Raw genomic sequence first — 16,500 nt, forward strand, 5'->3', positions numbered from 1 at the left:
ATGACAAAGAAAGTACTCCTCGTCGGTGAAAGCTGGGTCAGTTCGGCCACCCACTACAAGGGCTTCGACCAGTTCGGCAGCGTAACTTTCCATTTGGGCGCCGAGCCGCTGGTCAAGGCGCTTCAGGGTAGCGAATTCGAACTGACCTACATGCCGGCGCACGAGGCGGTGGAAAAATTTCCCTTCGGCATGGCCGGGCTTGACGCCTATGACGCGGTCATCCTGTCAGACATCGGCGCGAACTCGCTGCTCCTGCCGCCGGCGGTCTGGCTGCAGTCGAAGACGGTGCCGAACCGGCTGAAACTCATCAAGGCCTGGGTCGAGAAGGGCGGCGCGCTGTTGATGGTCGGCGGCTACTTCTCGTTTCAGGGGATCGACGGCAAGGCGCGCTGGCGCCGCACGCCGGTCGAAGACGTCTTGCCCGTCACCTGCCTTCCCTATGACGACCGCGTTGAAATGCCGGAAGGATCGACGGCCGTTGTCCTGAAGCCGGAACATCCGGTCATGGCCGGGCTTGACGGCGAATGGCCGCTGCTTCTCGGCGTCAACGAAGTGGAACTGCGCGACCGTGCCGATATTGAGGTGCTTGCCCGCCTGCCGGAGGATCAGGGGAGCCATCCCTTGCTGGTGCTGGGTTCGCATGGCAAGGGCCGCACGGCCGCCTGGACCTCCGATATCGGTCCTCACTGGCTGTCGCCGGCTTTTTGCGAGTGGGAAGGGTATGGACGCTTGTGGACCAATCTCCTTGCCTGGATGACCGAGGCGCGCTGAAGCTCAGGCGGCGAGGATGGCATGGAGTTCGGCATTGGTGGGAAACGCAGATCGGGTGCCCCGCCGGCTGACAGTTAAGGCAGCAGCAGTGGTCGCGTGGCGTATGGCGCGGGCATCGAGCGGCACGCCGCGCAAGGCACAAGAGGCGAGTGCCGTGCCCATGAAGGTGTCACCGGCGCCCGTCGTATCGATGGCGGTGACGGGGGCTGCCGGGATCTTAAGGGTGCCTGCCCGGCTTGCGAGCATTGCGCCTTCGCCGCCGAGTGTCAGGACAGCATATTTGACCCCCGCAGAGATCAGGGTCGACGCGGCAGCTTGGCCGCCGGTTCCAGTCAAGCTCTCGGCTTCGCCTTTATTCAGAAAGGCGATGTCGATGAGCGGCCAGAGATCGGCGAAAAAGCGACGAAGGGGTGAGGGATTGAAGGCGGTGACCAGCTGTCGGCGCCTGGCTTCTTCAAGGATGCCGCGGGTAACGTCATCGGAAAGGTTGCCCTGCAGGACAACGAGATCGCCAGCGGTACTTTCGGCAAGCGGCCGAATTGCTTCCGAAAGGGTCAGCGAACCGGCAGAATCCGTGGTCGTGACGATGGCATTCTCGCCATCGGGGGTGGTGAAGATGATGGAGAAATCGCTGGCTTTTCCGGCGAGTCGGACCAGTCGCGCGTCGACCGGTTCTTCGGCCAACTGGCTGCGAATGATCTCAGCGCGAAAATCATCGCCGACGGCTGCAACAAGGATGGAGGCAAGACCAGCACGGCCCATCACCACGGCCTGGTTCGCGCCTTTGCCGCCAAGGTCACGGGTTTCCTCGTGACCGAGAATCGAGGCGCCTGCCTCGGGCATGGCCGATACGGAAATGGTTTCGTCCACTGTGACGTTGCCGATGACATAAGCGCGCATGACTGGCTTTCGAAAGGGAAACAGATGCAGGAAATATCCGACAAGACCTCAAGCGCCATACGGGAAATATTCGGGACTGACAAGGCGCTGATCGGCATGATCCATTGCCCCGCCTTTCCCGGCGCGCCGCGTTACCGCGGCAAAGAGATGAACGCCATCTATGACGCCTGCCTGCGCGACGCCGAGGCCCTGATAGAGGGCGGTATGCACGGGCTGATTATCGAAAATCACGGCGACATCCCTTTCTCGAAGCCGGAGGATATCGGCCCGGAGACCGCGGCTTTCATGTCGGTCGTCACCGATCGCATCGCACGGGCCGTTGATGTCCCCCTCGGGATTAACGTCCTTGCGAATGCGCCGATCCCATCATTCGCCATCGCCATGGCCGGCGGCGCGAAGTTCATCCGGGTCAACCAGTGGGCCAACGCCTATGTCGCGAATGAGGGCTTCATTGAAGGCCGCGCGGCGCAGGCGATGCGCTACCGGTCGATGCTGAGAGCCGAGCACATTAGGGTTTTCGCCGACAGCCACGTCAAGCATGGCGCACACGCCATCACCGCCGACCGCACGATCAAGGAACTGACCCGCGACCTTGCTTTCTTCGACGCCGATGCCGTGATCGCCACGGGACAGCGCACAGGCAACACGGCGAGCATCGAGGAGATTGAGGAAATCGGCGCAGCGACCCACCTGCCGTTGCTGGTCGGTTCCGGCGTCAGCAAGGAGAATATCGTCAAAATCCTGAGGCGCACCAACGGCGTCATCGTCGCCTCCTCGCTGAAGCACGGCGGCGTGTGGTGGAACCCGGTCGACATCGAGCGCGTCAAGGCCTTCGTTGCAGCCGCCAGACCGGCTTTGAAGGGATGAACGGCATGCGGGAGAGTATGTCGGATCAGGTCATCCGGGAAAACCGGTCCGTCTTCGAGGCGATGGTCAGTCATCGCTTTGTCGAGGACATCAAGGCGGGTCGCCTGTCGAAGGAAGTCTTCGACAGATACCTCGTTTACGAGGGTGCCTTTGTCGAAACTGCCATCTCCATGTTCGCCTATGCAACGGCCAAGGCAGAGACCATTGCGCAGAAGCGATGGCTGATCGGTGTGCTTGACACGCTCGCCAATCAGCAGATTGCCTATTTCGAGAAGACCTTCGCCGCACGCGGGATCGATCCCACAGCCTTCGATGTCGATCGCCCGGAGGTGGCGGACTTCCGCAACGGCATGCTGGAGATCGCAAGATCCGGAGGCTTCCTCGACACGATCGCCGCCATGTTTGCTGCTGAATGGATGTATTGGACCTGGTCGAGACAGGCGGCCGAATGCCGGATCGACGATCCATTGCTCAAGGAATGGGTGGACCTCCACGCCCATGAGGATTTTGCCGCCCAGGCGCGCTGGCTTAAGGCAGAGCTCGACCTTGCAGCCGATCCCCTCGAGCCCGTCGAGCGGTCGCGGCTCAGCAGCATCTTCGGCCGGGTCCAGCAGCTGGAGATCGGTTTTCACGGCGCGCCCTATCGATAGCGGAGAATGCCCATGACACAGGCGGTTGGCATCGCTGGCGAGGGACCCGTGAGACGGCTCATGGCGTCGAGGCGGTCGCCCGGACAAAAACAAGGGGGGTGCCGGTTTGCTCCGGGCTGCGTAGGCTCGATGGCGTCTTTGCTGGGCGCGATCCCGCGAACTGGGATAGCAGTCGAGCCACAGATGGGGCGCTCTTCGAAAGCTACTAAGCCTTCCGGAAGCAGCTGGCGGGCTTAGTCGCGCCATGCTGGGCTTCCGATATCGCAACAAGATCGGTCTGTCGGTGGCGATCGAAGGCCTCCAAAAAGCGCTTCGCCAGCCTAAGGTGGCGGCAGGCGAAATTGCTAGACAGGCCGAGCGTGGCGGTGTCTTCACCGTCGGGCCGTATCTCGAGGCGCTGACTGCCAATGGCTACCGACGATCCTCAAGATAAAGCTGCCGAAAAGCCATCAATTCGGGAACAATACCGCTGTCTTCAGGTTGATCTTGCTTCAACACAAAAGCCCCAGAGGCTGCGCGTGAGGCAGCAGGATGAAAGGAGAAGCGCAATGGCACTGACCCTGATGAGCCCGGCATTCACACAGGATAATCCCATTCCCAAGAAATATGCGCGCTCCGGCGAAAATCTGTTCCCGCCTCTCAAGTGGGGCGGGGCTCCGCAAGGAACGAGAAGCTTTGCCTTGATCGTCGAAGACCCGGACGCGCCGCGCGGCACCTTCCGCCATTGTGGCATTGCCAATATCCCATCCGATTGGGATGCTCTGGCCGAAAGCGCCGATACCGCACCGGAAAACGCGCCACGCTTTTACACGAATGATTTCGGCAATGCGCGCTATGATGGTCCGCAGCCACCACGGGGCGACAAGGCGCATCACTATATCTTTCGCCTTGCCGCGCTCGACGTCCCGAGGCTTTCGGTTCCCGGCGACGCCGGTATCGCTTCGATGTGGAACGAAGCAAGGAAACATATGCTCGCCGAGGCAAGCATTACCGGGACCTATCAGACCTAGGATGAGCTGATTTCATTTGATCCGACTTGGCAAGTGCTGATCGGGCAGCGCAATGCGCCCAAGGTTCCGGCGAAAAGGGCGGCGGCCCGCTGTTCCGCCGCTATCTTACGCCGACGCTGTCGGGCCACAAAGCCTGAATCTCCTTGGGCAGTGCGTCGCGCACCTTCGCCGATTGGCCGAGATCGACATGACGGGCAAGAACGTGGAAAACCGATTTCGCCGCATCGGCGGGATCGACCGGACGAATGGATTTTAGCCCTTCGGCGACACGCTCGAGGAATTCATCGCGTGAACGCGTCTTTTCCGGCATCTGGGAAGGTCGATACTGATCATAGTAGATGCCGCGAACGATGAGCGGCAGTTCTGCGCCGAGATGGGCCGCAAGGTCCGGCGAAAGCTTGTCGCGCAAGGCCTTAAGGACGGCGCCCAGAATATGCCATGCGACGTGCCGGTCGGGACCATGGTCGGCCATGATTTCGTTCAGCCAGATATTGGTGGTTTGCAGTGTCTTGTCGAAGACATCGAGACCGGTTGTGCTCATATTGAGACCCTCCTTTGCAAGGGGCCGGTCGAAGCCCGAACATCCTTCTCAAAGAGCACAACTGCAATTGGCCACAATTGTTTCGTCATTCGCAAAGAAAACGGCCGTGGAGCGTCTATATGCGGGCAATTGCCTGGCGTGAGCGTCCAAATTGCTGACAGGGACGTTAATCGATGACGCTTGGAACATTGCCGAGCCAGATACGTTGGACTTTTGTAGAAATCCATACAAGGCGGAGGATAAAAATCATGAAAGTGAGCGAAGTGATGACGCGCGACGTCCGGCTCGTCAGGCCGGGTGACACGATTGAGGAAGCGGCAAGGATCATGGCCGAACTCGACGCCGGCGTCGTGCCGGTCGAGGATAATGACCGGCTCGTTGGCATGCTGACGGATCGCGACATCGCGGTTCGCGCCATTGCCCAGGGGCAGGGACCTGAGGCGAAGGTCGGCGATATCATGACGTCCGAAGTCAGATACTGCTTTGATGATCAGGACACCGACGAAGTCTGCAAGAACCTTGCCGATCAACAGATCAGGCGCATTCCGGTGGTTAATCGGGACAAACGGCTGGTCGGCATATTGTCGCTTGGCGATCTGGCTACTGTCGCCGAAAAAGCGTCGGCCGGCGCAGCTCTTGCGGGGATATCGCGGCACGGAGGCCACCATTCGCAGTCGAGCGGCCTTCACTAAGCGGCCGCGCGATGAGGCGGAAAACCGGGTGGCGCCACCCGTTCCCGCCGTACCCGGGTGCGCGCCGTTACGCGGCGCGCACCCCCAAATGCTGCAATGCGGCGACGAATATCTCTTGACGGCCGTCCTGCTGTAACCTTTACTCAACTGATCTGGTGGACCAACCAGTGGATCAGTGACGACGGGGACCATGGACGAGAGCCCAATCTTGACGCAAGTGCCGAATGTCGGGCGAAGCCTTGCCCGCCAGACGGCGCGCGACGTCATCGCTGAAAAGCTGATGGTCCTGATTGCCACGAACATGCTGCGGCCGGGCGACGAGCTGCCGGGCGAGCGCGAGCTTGCCAATGTTCTTCACGTTAGCCGGGAAACGGTGCGCGGCGCAATCCAGATGCTTGCCGCCCAAGGCATCATCGAAGTCTCGCACGGCAGCCGCAGCCGCGTCGGCAAGGTCGACCTCAGCCACATCACCGTCACCATCGCATCCCCAAACGCCATCGACAGCTACGATTTGGAATCGGTCCATGCGGCGCGCCTGCATATCGAACTCAAGATCGTCGGAGATGCCGCCGAAAGGATAGACGCCGAAACGCTGAAAAAGGTGCAGGGCCTCATCGAAGCGCAGCGTCTGGGTGGAGACGATGCAATGCGCTTTCTCATCTGTGACCGTGAATTCCACGTCGCAATCTATCGCGCCTGCGGAAATCCGCTGCTCGCCGACTTCGTCACCGATCTATACACCTACATGATGGACTACCGACGCAACGCCATGTCCCAGCCGGGCGCCATTGAGGCCAGCTACGCCGACCACGTTGCGATCGCCGAGGCCCTTGAACGGCATGACCGGGACGCCGTGATCGCCGCGTTTCGCCATCATCTGACGCGCATTTACGAAACGACCAGGGCTCTTTTGAGCGCCGGCGGTCCGGCGTGAGCCGGACAGCATGAGGAGACTTGCCTGATATGCATGTGATGGTTATCGGCGCAGCCGGCATGATCGGACGCAAACTGGTGGAAAAGCTCGGCTCCAACGCCGAAGAGCTCGGCCGCAGCGTCGACAGGCTCACGCTCGTCGATGTCGTTGCTCCGCCGGTGCCTGCCGCACTTGCCTCCGTTTCTAACGCGCTGGCGCTTGATCTCTCGGATGCCGGCGCCGCAGGCACGCTTGCCTCCTTGCGACCGGATCTGATCTTCCATCTCGCGGCGATCGTTTCCGGCGAGGCCGAGGCGGATTTCGACAAAGGCTACCGCGTCAATCTCGACGGCACGCGCTCGCTCTTTGAGGCGATCCGGTTTGAAGGCCAGAAAGAGCCTTACACCCCGCGCCTGATCTTTGCGTCATCCATCGCCGTCTTCGGCCAGCCTTTCCCGGAGAAGATCAGAGATGATTTCTTCACGACGCCGCTGACGAGCTATGGGACGCAGAAGGCAATCTGCGAGCTCCTGTTGGCCGATTATTCACGGCGTGGCATTTTCGACGGCATCGGCATCCGCCTTCCGACGATCTGCATTCGTCCCGGCAAACCCAACAAGGCCGCCTCCGGCTTTTTTTCCAATATCCTGCGCGAGCCGCTGGTCGGCCAGGAGGCCGTGCTCCCCGTCGACGAGAACGTCCGCCACTGGTTTGCAAGCCCCCGTTCGGCGGTCGGCTTCTTCGTCCATGCCGCGCGGATCGACACCAGTAAGATCGGGCCGCGCCGCAATCTGACCATGCCCGGCCTTTCCGCGCTCGTCGGCGAAGAGATCGAGGCGCTGCGCCGCGTTGCCGGAGACAAGGCGGTCAAGCTCATCCGCCGCGAGGCCGACCCGGCCGTTCGTTCGATTGTTTCCGGCTGGGCGACGGATTTCGACGCGCAGCGCGCCACCGCGCTCGGTTTCAAGGCCGAAGCCAATTTCGACGAGATCATCAAGATCCACATAGACGACGAACTCGGGGGTAAAATCTAAGATGCCGCAATCCGCAACCCTGCAGAAAGGCAAGATCGCGCTCGTCACCGGCGGAGGCACCGGCATCGGCCGCAGCATCGCCGGCGCCTTGAGCGCTGAAGGCTATGTCGTCGTCATTACCGGCCGCCGGAGCGATGTTCTGGAAAAAGCCGCCGCCGAGCTTGCTGCCGAAACCGGCGGGACGGTCCGGGCGATGACCTGCGATATCAGCCTTGCCGAGCAGGTGGCAGACCTTTTTGGTCAGATCAAGGCCGAGTTCGGCAGGCTCGACCTTCTCGTCAACAATGCCGGCAGCAATATTCCGGCGATCCCGCTGGAGGACGTCAGCTTCGATCAGTGGAGTGGGGTGGTTGCGGCCAACCTCACCGGCGCCTTTATATGCACGCAGCAGGCTTTCAGGTTGATGAAATCGCAGGAGCCGCGCGGCGGCCGCATCATCAACAACGGATCGATTTCCGCCACGACGCCGAGGCCGAATTCCGCTCCTTATACGGCGACAAAGCATGCGATCACCGGCCTGACGAAATCGGCCGCACTCGACGGACGGCCATACGATATCGCCTGCGGCCAGATCGATATCGGCAATGCCGCAACGGATATGACGTCGAAGATGAGCTCGGGAGTGCTGCAGGCGAATGGAGAGATTGCGAGCGAGCCGACGATCCCGTCCGAGCATATCGCCCGCGCCGTCGTCTATATGGCAAGCCTGCCGTTGGAGGCAAACGTGCTGACGATGACTGTGATGGCGACACAGATGCCCCTCGTGGGAAGGGGATAGGCATAACGAAGTTGAATTGGCCTGCGCCCTGGCGGTGTTATCCTGGAGGAGGGATGGCCGGGCAGATGAAGGCCGAAGGCGAAGACAAGGTCTGGGAGGGACTTTTATGGCAGCTGTCGAGTTCGTCGATGTCAGGAAATCATTCGGGGCGTTCCCCGTCATCAAGGGTGTGAACATCGAGATTGCCGACGGGGAGTTCGTGATCCTGGTCGGGCCGTCCGGATGCGGAAAATCCACGCTTTTGAGAATGCTCGCCGGCCTCGAAAACATATCCGCCGGGGAAATCCGCATCGGCAGCCGCGTCGTCAACGGGCTGGCGCCTGGAGAACGCGACATCGCCATGGTCTTTCAGAACTATGCGCTTTATCCGCACATGACGGTCGCCCAGAACATGGCGTTTTCGCTGATGCTCAAACGTGCGCCGAAGGCGGACATGGATCAGCGCGTGAACAAGGCCGCCGGCATCCTCGGCCTCACCAAACTTCTCGACCGCTATCCACGCCAGCTTTCCGGTGGCCAGCGACAGCGCGTCGCCATGGGCCGGGCGATCGTGCGCGATCCGCAGGTCTTCCTCTTCGACGAACCACTCTCCAACCTCGACGCCAAGCTCCGCGTCGCCATGCGCGCCGAGATCAAGGAGCTCCACCAGCGCCTTAGCACCACGACCGTCTATGTCACCCACGATCAGATCGAGGCAATGACGATGGCCGACAAGATCGTCGTCATGCATGACGGCGTCGTGGAACAGGTTGGAGCGCCGCTCGATCTTTACGACAATCCGGCGAACCTCTTTGTCGCAGGCTTCATAGGCTCGCCGGCGATGAACATGTTCAAGGGCCGCCTCAATCCGGACAACGCCAACCAGTTCATTGCGTCGGACGGAACGGCCCTGCCGGTTGCAAATCCGCCTGCCGGGGCAAAGGGACGCGATCTGATCTATGGGTTGCGCCCGGAATATATCGCGCTCGATGCCAATGGTCTGCCGGCTGAGATCGTCGTCATCGAGCCGACCGGCTACGAAACGCAGCTGATCGTGAGGTTCGCGGGCGCTGACGTAAGTTGCGTCTTCCGCGAACGCGTCAACGCGCGTCCCGGCGAGACGCTGCGCGTCTCGATCGACGCGCCGCATGTGCATCTCTTCGATGCCGAAAGCGGACAGAGATTGAGTGCCTGATAACGCTTCAGTGGAGACAGGGAAGAAGAGGAGCCTTCCCTGCTCATCCGCCGATGCGATGACCGTCGTTCGCCAAGCGGGAAGGTGAACGCCGGAGAATTCGCTCCCGCTTTTCAAGGAGGAGTATTATGACAATCAAAAGACGTGATTTTCTTGCCGCGTCGGCGGCCGCGGCCGGTATCGCGGGCCTTTCGCCGTTCGGGGTTCGACCGTCTTTCGCCCAGGCCGAACCGAGCTACAAGCCGGAAGAAGGCGCAAGCCTCAGGCTTCTTCGCTGGACGCCCTTCGTCAAGGGAGACGAGGATGCCTGGCTTGCCAACACCAAGAAGTTTACCGAGGCGACCGGCGTCGACGTTCGCGTCGACAAGGAAAGCTGGGAAGATATCCGTCCGAAGGCTGCCGTTGCCGCCAATGTCGGCTCCGGTCCGGACATGGTGATGTGCTGGTTCGACGACGCCCATCAGTATCCCGACAAACTCGTCGACCTGACCGAACTTGCGACCTATCTCGGCAACAAGTACGGCGGCTGGTATGACGGTGTCCGCGGCTATGCAACCCGCGACGACAAGTTCATCGCTATGCCGCTCACGGCGATTGGCAATGCCGTCGTCTACCGCGACAGCCATGTGAAGGCGGCCGGCTTCAGCGAGTTCCCGAAGGATACGGCAGGCTTTCTTGAACTTTGCAAGGCAATGAAGGCCAAGGGCACGCCCGCCGGCTTCCCGCATGGCAAGGCGGTCGGCGACGGCAACAACTATGCCCATTGGCTGCTTTGGAGTCATGGCGGCAAGATGGTGGACGAAAGCGGCAAGGTGACCATCAACAGCCCCGAAACGCTGGCTGCCATCAACTATGCGAAGGAACTCTATGCAACCTTCATCCCGGGCACGGAAAGCTGGCAGGACATCAACAACAACCGGGCATTCCTCGCCGGGCAGGTTTCGCTGATCGCAAACGGTGTGTCGGTCTACTATGCGGCGAAAAAGGATCCAAAGCTTGCCGAAATCGCCGCAGACATGAGAACCACGAACTTCCCGATTGGTCCGGTCGGCAAGAGCGTCGAGCTGCACCAGACGAGCTCGCTGCTTCTCTTCAGCCATACCGAGTACCCGGAAGCTGCAAAAGCCTACATCAAGTTCATGATGGAAGCCGACCAGATGAATGCTTGGATTACAGGTTCCAGCGCCTATTGCTGCCAGCCGCTGAAGGCCTTTTCCGACAATCCCGTCTGGACGTCCGATCCGATCCATGCGCCCTATGCGCGTGCTTCGGAGACGCTGCGGCCGAACGGTTATGCGGGCCCCCTCGGCTATGCTTCGGCAGGCACCATGGCCGACTACGTGCTCGTCGACATGTTCGCCGCTGCTGTAACCGGCCAGATGACGCCGGAAGACGCGATCAAAGAAGCAGAGCGCCGGGCAAACCGCTACTACCGGGTTTAAGCCCGTTTAAAGGTCTGCAGCATGCCGGCGACGGCATGCTGCGATTGTCCATCAGGAGATAGAACCATGTCGACCGTGACATCCGGGGATACGACGCGCGGCCGGGTCGCATCGCTCATGCAGAACAACAACATGCTCGGCTTCTTGTTCATGCTGCCGGCGGCAATCTTTCTCGTATGTTTCCTCACCTACCCGCTCGGACTGGGTGTCTGGCTCGGCTTCACCGACACCCGGATCGGTCGCGACGGTATCTTCATCGGGCTTGAGAACTATCAGTTCCTTGCCAGCGATTCCGTTTTCTGGCTCTCGGTCTTCAACACCCTGCTTTATACGTTCGTTGCCTCCGTCTTAAAATTCGTGCTTGGCCTCTGGCTGGCGCTGCTTCTCAATCAGCACCTGCCGTTCAAGTCTTTCTTCCGCGCTATCGTCCTGCTTCCATGGGTCGTTCCGACGGTGCTATCGGGGCTGGCTTTCTGGTGGATCTACGATTCCCAATTCTCGATCCTTTCCTGGTCGCTGATGCAGATGGGGCTGATTGATGGACCGATCAATTTTCTCGGCGATCCCACCAATGCGCGGATCTCGGTGATTATCGCCAATGTCTGGCGCGGCATACCGTTCGTTGCCATCTCGCTGCTCGCCGGCCTGCAGACCATTCCCGCCTCGCTCCAGGAAGCCGCCTCGCTCGACGGTGCAACCAGCTGGCAGCGGTTCCGCTATGTGACGCTGCCGATGCTGACGCCGATCATCGCCGTCGTGATGACGTTTTCGGTGCTTTTTACCTTCACCGATTTCCAACTGATCTACGTCCTGACCAAAGGCGGGCCGGTCAATGCCACGCACCTGATGGCGACGCTGTCCTTCCAGCGCGGCATTCCGGGCGGCCAGTTGGGCGAGGGAGCTGCCATTGCGGTCGCGATGATCCCCTTCCTGCTTGCCGCCATCATGTTCAGCTTCTTCGGTCTACAGCGCCGCAAATGGCAGCAGGGCGGCCAGGATTAACGGTCGGGAGACAATCATGAACGCCAACACTACCGATCAGGTTCTGACCGACAACGTCCAGGGGATGAGTTATCTCAATCGCCTGCCACGGCGCATCGTCATGCTCTATCTGCCGATGGCGGTCTTCGTCTTCGTGCTGCTCTTTCCGTTCTATTGGATGGCGATCACCGCCGTCAAACCGAACTCGCAGCTGACCGATTACAACAACTACAGCCCCTTCTGGGTGGTCGAGCCGACGCTAGACCACATTAAATATCTGTTCCTTGAAACCTCCTATCCGGGCTGGCTCTGGAACACGATGCTGGTTGCGGTCGGATCGACGGTGCTGTCGCTTGCAGCATCCGTTTTCGGCGCTTACGCAATCGAGCGCGTGCGCTTTACCGGATCGCGCCCGGTCGGGCTCCTTATTTTTCTCGCCTATCTCGTGCCGCCATCGATCCTCTTCATCCCGCTGGCCTTCATCGTCTTCAAGCTCGGCATCTATGATTCCAGGCTGGCGCTGATCTTTACCTATCCGACCTTCCTGATCCCGTTCTGCACCTGGTTGCTGATGGGCTATTTCCGGTCGATCCCTTTTGAGCTCGAGGAAAGTGCCTTGGTCGACGGCGCCAACCGCTGGCAGATCCTGGTGAAGATCATCCTGCCGCTTGCCGTGCCCGGGTTGATATCGGCCGGCATTTTCGCCTTCACGCTCTCGTGGAACGAGTTCATCTATGCGCTCACATTCATTCAGTCGTCGGAAAACAAGACCATTCCCGTCGGTGTTTTGACCGAGCTGGTGCGCGGCGACGTGTTCGAATGGGGATCGCTGATGGCCGGGGCTTTGTTCGGCTCGCTGCCCGTCGTGATCCTCTATTCGTTCTTCGTCGACTACTATGTTTCGTCGATGACCGGCGCGGTGAAGGAATGACGAAATTTGACTGCCAGCGTTCGTGAGGGAGAGGGGCGGATGAACAGGATTGATCTGGAAGGCCAGCATGCGATCGTCACAGGAGGTGCACAGGGCATTGGTTTTGCAATCGCCAGCCGTCTCATTGCCTCCGGTGCGGCGGTCACACTTTGGGACATGGATGGGCCGTTGCTCAAAAAGGCGGAGGCTGCGCTTGGCGCAGGAACTCGCAGCGCCGTCGCCGATATCTCACGCTGGGACCAGGTCGAGGCTGCCTATGCCGCCACCACCGCCGACGGCCCACCGGTATCGATCGTCGTCAATTCCGCCGGCATCGCCGGAGATGCAGCGCCGGTTGATACCTATGACATCGCCATGTGGAAGAAGATCATCGATATCAATCTCACCGGCACCTTCTATGTCAACCGCGCAGTGGTCCCGGATATGAAGGCGCGCAACTATGGCCGCATCGTCAATATCGCCTCGATCGCAGGCAAGGAGGGCAATCCGAACGCTGCAGCTTATTCCGCCTCGAAGGCCGGCGTCATCGGGCTTACCAAATCGCTGGGCAAGGAGCTTGCTGGCTACGACATCGCCGTCAATTGCATTACGCCGGCAACCGCTCAGACGCGGATTCTGGAACAGCTGACGCCGGAGTTCATCGAATACATGCGCTCGCGCATCCCGCGCGGCCGCTTTTTGAAGGTGGAGGAGGCCGCGTCCATGGTCGCCTGGCTGGTGTCTAAGGAAAACAGCTTTACCACAGCCTCGACATTCGACCTGTCGGGCGGGCGTGCCACCTATTGAAGAACATGGCGCGCTTCAGCGCCTTAAGCCGTGGCGCCTGGAAAAATCTCGAAGCCTGTATCGACGATTGATTTCGTTTGCGGCCGCTCCGGCGTTTCGAAGGCCTTTTCCACTGATGTGCGTCCAATTAAGAAGCGGTTGGAGCGCACCGTTGCAAGGGGCTGGGGCAGTTCGCGGCCAATATCCAGGCCATTGAAGCCAAAAATGGCGAGATCGTCGGGCATGCGCACGCCGGCACCAAGGCACTGGAAGACTCCCCCGACCGCCATGTCGTCGTTGGAATAGATGATCACATCGACCTTCACCGGCTCGGCGAAAAGACGTGCGGTCATCTCCCGTCCGACACCGACGGAACTCGGCGCATCGGCGATCGCGTGGGCGGCAATTCGCAATCCCGCGTCGCCCAAGGCGTCACAAATCCCGTCGTAGCGCAGCCGCGCCCGCCTGTCGGCGTTCCAGTCATGACCGACATATCCGAACTGGCGGTATCCGCGCTCGATGAGGTATTGGCCGGTAGCGTAGCCAGCACGCCGATGCGACATGCCGACGGCGATGTCGATCGGCGTCGAATCGATGTCCATCATCTCGACAATGCGGATGCCGCTTTCAGAAAGCATGCGGTGGGTTGCCGGGGTATGATCGAAGCCGGCAATCAGGATGGCTGCGGGCTTCCATGACAGCAGTCCGCGAACGATCGTTTCCTCCAGAGCAATGTCGTAGCCTGTAATGCTGATGACGGGCTGGTAGTCGCTGCCGCGCAAAGCGGCATGGACGCCTTGCAGAACTTCGGGAAAGACGATGTTGGACAGTGAGGGAACGACGACGCCAACCAGATGGGAATCGAGCGAGGCAAGCGAACCGGCAATCCGGTTGGGGACATAACCCGTCGCCCGAACGGCCTCCATCACCCGCCGGCGCGTTTCCTCTGCGACTGGCCCCTTGTTGCGCATGATCCGCGAGACCGTCGATTCGCCCACGCCGGCTCGAAGGGCGATATCCCTGACGGTCACCTTGCTTTTCCTTGCCGGCAGACGCTGTTTTTGCTGCATTAAGTCCTCCTGCTTCAGCCCGCAGGCGGCATCATCTCCAGACGTTCACTGGCCCATACATCAAGGGCCAGCTCAACGAGACCCACACGATCGATTGCCGCAGCGCTTGTTCTCAGCGGCTTGCAAACGCATCAAGCCAGCTAAGACCTGCCACCGTCTTGCCTGCAGGACGATACTCGCAGCCCACGAAGCCTTTGTAGCCGAGAACATCCAGCTCTGTGAGCAGACGAAAATCGTCAAGTTCGCCGGTTGCGGGCTCGTTGCGCAGCGGCACCGAAGCAATCTGTACGTGGCCGATGAGCGGCATCAGCCGCCGGAGCCCCGTGAGCACGTCGCCGTGAATGATCTGACGATGATAGATGTCGAATTGCAGCTTCAGGTTTGGCCTCTTCAATGCACTGATAATGTCGGCAGCAAAGTCGAAGTTGTTGAGAAAATATCCCGGCATGTCCCGTGGGTTGATCGGCTCGATGACGATGTTGATGCCGCGTTCGCCTGCCCGATCGCAGGCGAATGCCAGAGAGTCGCGGTAGATCGCAATCGCGGCTGGATCCCTGCGCGAGGCCAGACCGCTCATGACATGCAGCGTGCGGGCGCCTGCGCTTCGGGCGTATCGCAAGGCGGTATCCACCGAGGTACGAAATTCGCTCTGCCGACCGTCGAGCGCAGCAAGGCCGCGTTCGCCGGCCTGCCAGTTTCCTGGCGGCAAATTGAAGAGTGCAACTGTCAGTCCGTTTTCGCGCAGGCGCTCGCTGATGACCTCCGGCGGGTGGTCATAGGGAAACAGGAACTCGACGGCGGAAAAGCCGACCATTGCGGCTGCCGCAAACCGTTCCAAAAACGCCACCTCGTTGAACATCATCGTAAGATTTGCGGCAAATTGCGGCATCACGCAGCCTCCGGCCCGCCGGGAAGCTCAATGCCCGTCACCTTTGCGATCAGCCTTGCGACGGAGGCATCATCGTCCCGGCCCATGCCGGCTGCAGCCGTCATGATGAACATCTGAAGTGCCGTGGACGTGATCGGCAGCGGAAACTTCATCCCGCGCCCAAGGTCCGATACGATGCCAAGGTCCTTCGTGAAAATATCGACGGCGCTCTTTGGGGAGTAATCGCCTTGAAGGATGTGTGGAACGCGGTTTTCGAACATCCAGGAATTGCCCGCCGACGCTGTGATGACCTCATAGACCTTGTCGATATCAAGGCCGATCGCCTTGGCAAAGGTTATCGCTTCACAGGCGGCCGCGATATGAACGCCGGCAAGGAGCTGGTTGACGATCTTGAAGGATGATCCGATGCCGGCCTGGTCTCCGAGTTCGTAGACCGTCATGGCGATCGCATCGAGCACGGGGCGCACATGGTTGAAAGCTTCGGGTCGTCCCGATGCCATGATCGTGAGTTCCCCGGCAGCGGCGCGCTTTGCGCCGCCGCTGATGGGCCCGTCAATATAGTTCAGACCAAGCGCGCCAGCGCGCTGTGCCAGATCTTCGGCCGTCTGCGGCGGCATCGTTGCAAAGGAAAGGATCGTGCCGCCCTTCGACATGCTCTGCGCCGCACCGCCCTTACCAAATAGAACCTGTTCTGTCTGGGCGCCATTGACGACCACGGTCACGACAACATCGGCGCCGGCAGCTGCTTCGGCTGGACTTGCAGCCCCTTTGCCGCCTGCCGCGACGAAGCGTGCTGTCGTCTCGGGGCTGATGTCGTAGCCGCCGGTCTTAAATCCTTTTTTCAGCAGTGATGTCGCGACGCCAAAACCCATCGATCCGAGACCGATGACACAGACCTTCAGGTCAACCGCTTCGCTCATGTTCGAAATCCATTGTTGCTTTCATCCGGTGCGGAATTGGCTTGAATTGTGATCCGCGAAAAACTAATGACAGCGCTGCCACTCTATGGTTAGCTTATCGGCGGAATGGATTGCAAGTTCTATTTCTCATCGGGGAATTGGACCCTTCGTCAGCCCGGGCATTCAACGCAAA

Annotated in this window: 18 protein-coding genes and 1 pseudogene; 14 read left to right on the forward strand and 5 right to left on the reverse strand. The window is 60.2% G+C overall.

All coding sequences use genetic code 11. The annotated features are described in order from the left end of the window. On the forward strand, positions 1-771 hold the full coding sequence (locus tag ISN39_RS25330) for a glutamine amidotransferase (RefSeq protein WP_194730926.1): 771 nt from the start codon (positions 1-3) through the stop codon (positions 769-771). A 3-nt stretch (positions 772-774) separates the two neighbouring features. Here the strand turns inward: ISN39_RS25330 and ISN39_RS25335 are convergent, their stop codons facing one another. Then, positions 775-1,671, reverse strand: coding sequence for a ribokinase (locus ISN39_RS25335; protein ID WP_194730927.1), 897 nt, complete (start codon positions 1,669-1,671; stop codon positions 775-777). Between the two features lie 24 nt (positions 1,672-1,695). Here ISN39_RS25335 and ISN39_RS25340 point away from each other — a divergent pair, with 24 nt between their 5' ends. From ISN39_RS25340 to ISN39_RS25355, 4 genes and pseudogenes are all read left to right on the forward strand, one after another. Further along, on the forward strand, positions 1,696-2,538 hold the full coding sequence (locus tag ISN39_RS25340) for a BtpA/SgcQ family protein (RefSeq protein WP_074072192.1): 843 nt from the start codon (positions 1,696-1,698) through the stop codon (positions 2,536-2,538). A gap of 5 nt (positions 2,539-2,543) precedes the next feature. Further along, positions 2,544-3,188 carry a TenA family protein gene (locus ISN39_RS25345; protein ID WP_194730928.1) on the forward strand — a complete coding sequence of 215 codons (645 nt, stop codon included), beginning with the start codon at positions 2,544-2,546 and terminating at the stop codon, positions 3,186-3,188. 253 nt (positions 3,189-3,441) lie between these two features. Then, a pseudogene (locus ISN39_RS25350) lies at positions 3,442-3,621 on the forward strand (hypothetical protein); the annotation flags it as partial. A 115-nt stretch (positions 3,622-3,736) separates the two neighbouring features. Beyond that, positions 3,737-4,198: a YbhB/YbcL family Raf kinase inhibitor-like protein gene (locus ISN39_RS25355; protein ID WP_194730929.1), complete on the forward strand. Its 462-nt coding sequence runs from the start codon at positions 3,737-3,739 to the stop codon at positions 4,196-4,198. 100 nt (positions 4,199-4,298) lie between these two features. Here the strand turns inward: ISN39_RS25355 and ISN39_RS25360 are convergent, their stop codons facing one another. Then, entirely contained in the window at positions 4,299-4,739 is a 441-nt protein-coding gene (locus ISN39_RS25360) for a DUF2267 domain-containing protein (protein WP_194730930.1), read from the reverse strand. Positions 4,740-4,987: 248 nt separating this feature from the next. Here ISN39_RS25360 and ISN39_RS25365 point away from each other — a divergent pair, with 248 nt between their 5' ends. From ISN39_RS25365 to ISN39_RS25405, 9 genes are all read left to right on the forward strand, one after another. Beyond that, positions 4,988-5,431, forward strand: coding sequence for a CBS domain-containing protein (locus ISN39_RS25365; protein ID WP_194730931.1), 444 nt, complete (start codon positions 4,988-4,990; stop codon positions 5,429-5,431). Positions 5,432-5,621: 190 nt separating this feature from the next. Beyond that, complete coding sequence (locus tag ISN39_RS25370) at positions 5,622-6,365, forward strand: FadR/GntR family transcriptional regulator (RefSeq protein ID WP_194730932.1); 744 nt, start codon at positions 5,622-5,624, stop codon at positions 6,363-6,365. Positions 6,366-6,394: 29 nt separating this feature from the next. Beyond that, positions 6,395-7,378, forward strand: coding sequence for a D-erythronate dehydrogenase (gene denD, locus ISN39_RS25375; RefSeq protein WP_194730933.1), 984 nt, complete (start codon positions 6,395-6,397; stop codon positions 7,376-7,378). Between the two features lies 1 nt (position 7,379). Then, positions 7,380-8,156, forward strand: a complete 777-nt coding sequence (locus tag ISN39_RS25380; protein WP_194730934.1) for an SDR family oxidoreductase — start codon at positions 7,380-7,382, stop codon at positions 8,154-8,156. Positions 8,157-8,262: 106 nt separating this feature from the next. Beyond that, complete coding sequence (gene ugpC / locus ISN39_RS25385; RefSeq protein WP_074072185.1) at positions 8,263-9,330, forward strand: sn-glycerol-3-phosphate ABC transporter ATP-binding protein UgpC; 1,068 nt, start codon at positions 8,263-8,265, stop codon at positions 9,328-9,330. A 128-nt stretch (positions 9,331-9,458) separates the two neighbouring features. Further along, positions 9,459-10,772, forward strand: a complete 1,314-nt coding sequence (locus tag ISN39_RS25390) for an ABC transporter substrate-binding protein (RefSeq protein WP_194730935.1) — start codon at positions 9,459-9,461, stop codon at positions 10,770-10,772. 66 nt (positions 10,773-10,838) lie between these two features. Continuing rightward, complete coding sequence (locus ISN39_RS25395; protein WP_022716144.1) at positions 10,839-11,774, forward strand: sugar ABC transporter permease; 936 nt, start codon at positions 10,839-10,841, stop codon at positions 11,772-11,774. Between the two features lie 16 nt (positions 11,775-11,790). After that, the gene (locus ISN39_RS25400; RefSeq protein WP_027510397.1) at positions 11,791-12,684 is read left to right on the forward strand and encodes a carbohydrate ABC transporter permease; all 894 of its coding nucleotides are present in this window, start codon (positions 11,791-11,793) and stop codon (positions 12,682-12,684) included. Between the two features lie 39 nt (positions 12,685-12,723). Next, on the forward strand, positions 12,724-13,470 hold the full coding sequence (locus ISN39_RS25405) for an SDR family NAD(P)-dependent oxidoreductase (RefSeq protein WP_194730936.1): 747 nt from the start codon (positions 12,724-12,726) through the stop codon (positions 13,468-13,470). Between the two features lie 23 nt (positions 13,471-13,493). Here ISN39_RS25405 and ISN39_RS25410 read toward each other — a convergent pair whose 3' ends face one another. From ISN39_RS25410 to ltnD, 3 genes are all read right to left on the reverse strand, one after another. Further along, entirely contained in the window at positions 13,494-14,519 is a 1,026-nt protein-coding gene (locus ISN39_RS25410; RefSeq protein ID WP_194730937.1) for a LacI family DNA-binding transcriptional regulator, read from the reverse strand. Between the two features lie 112 nt (positions 14,520-14,631). Next, positions 14,632-15,408 carry a 2-oxo-tetronate isomerase gene (otnI, locus tag ISN39_RS25415; protein ID WP_194730938.1) on the reverse strand — a complete coding sequence of 259 codons (777 nt, stop codon included), beginning with the start codon at positions 15,406-15,408 and terminating at the stop codon, positions 14,632-14,634. Next, entirely contained in the window at positions 15,408-16,328 is a 921-nt protein-coding gene (ltnD, locus tag ISN39_RS25420; protein ID WP_194730939.1) for an L-threonate dehydrogenase, read from the reverse strand. The genes otnI and ltnD overlap by 1 nt, the downstream gene beginning before the upstream one ends. Positions 16,329-16,500 lie beyond the last annotated feature (172 nt).

Origin of the sequence: Rhizobium sp. 007 (assembly GCF_015353075.1) — a bacterium.
Taxonomy (GTDB): Bacteria; Pseudomonadota; Alphaproteobacteria; order Rhizobiales; family Rhizobiaceae; genus Rhizobium.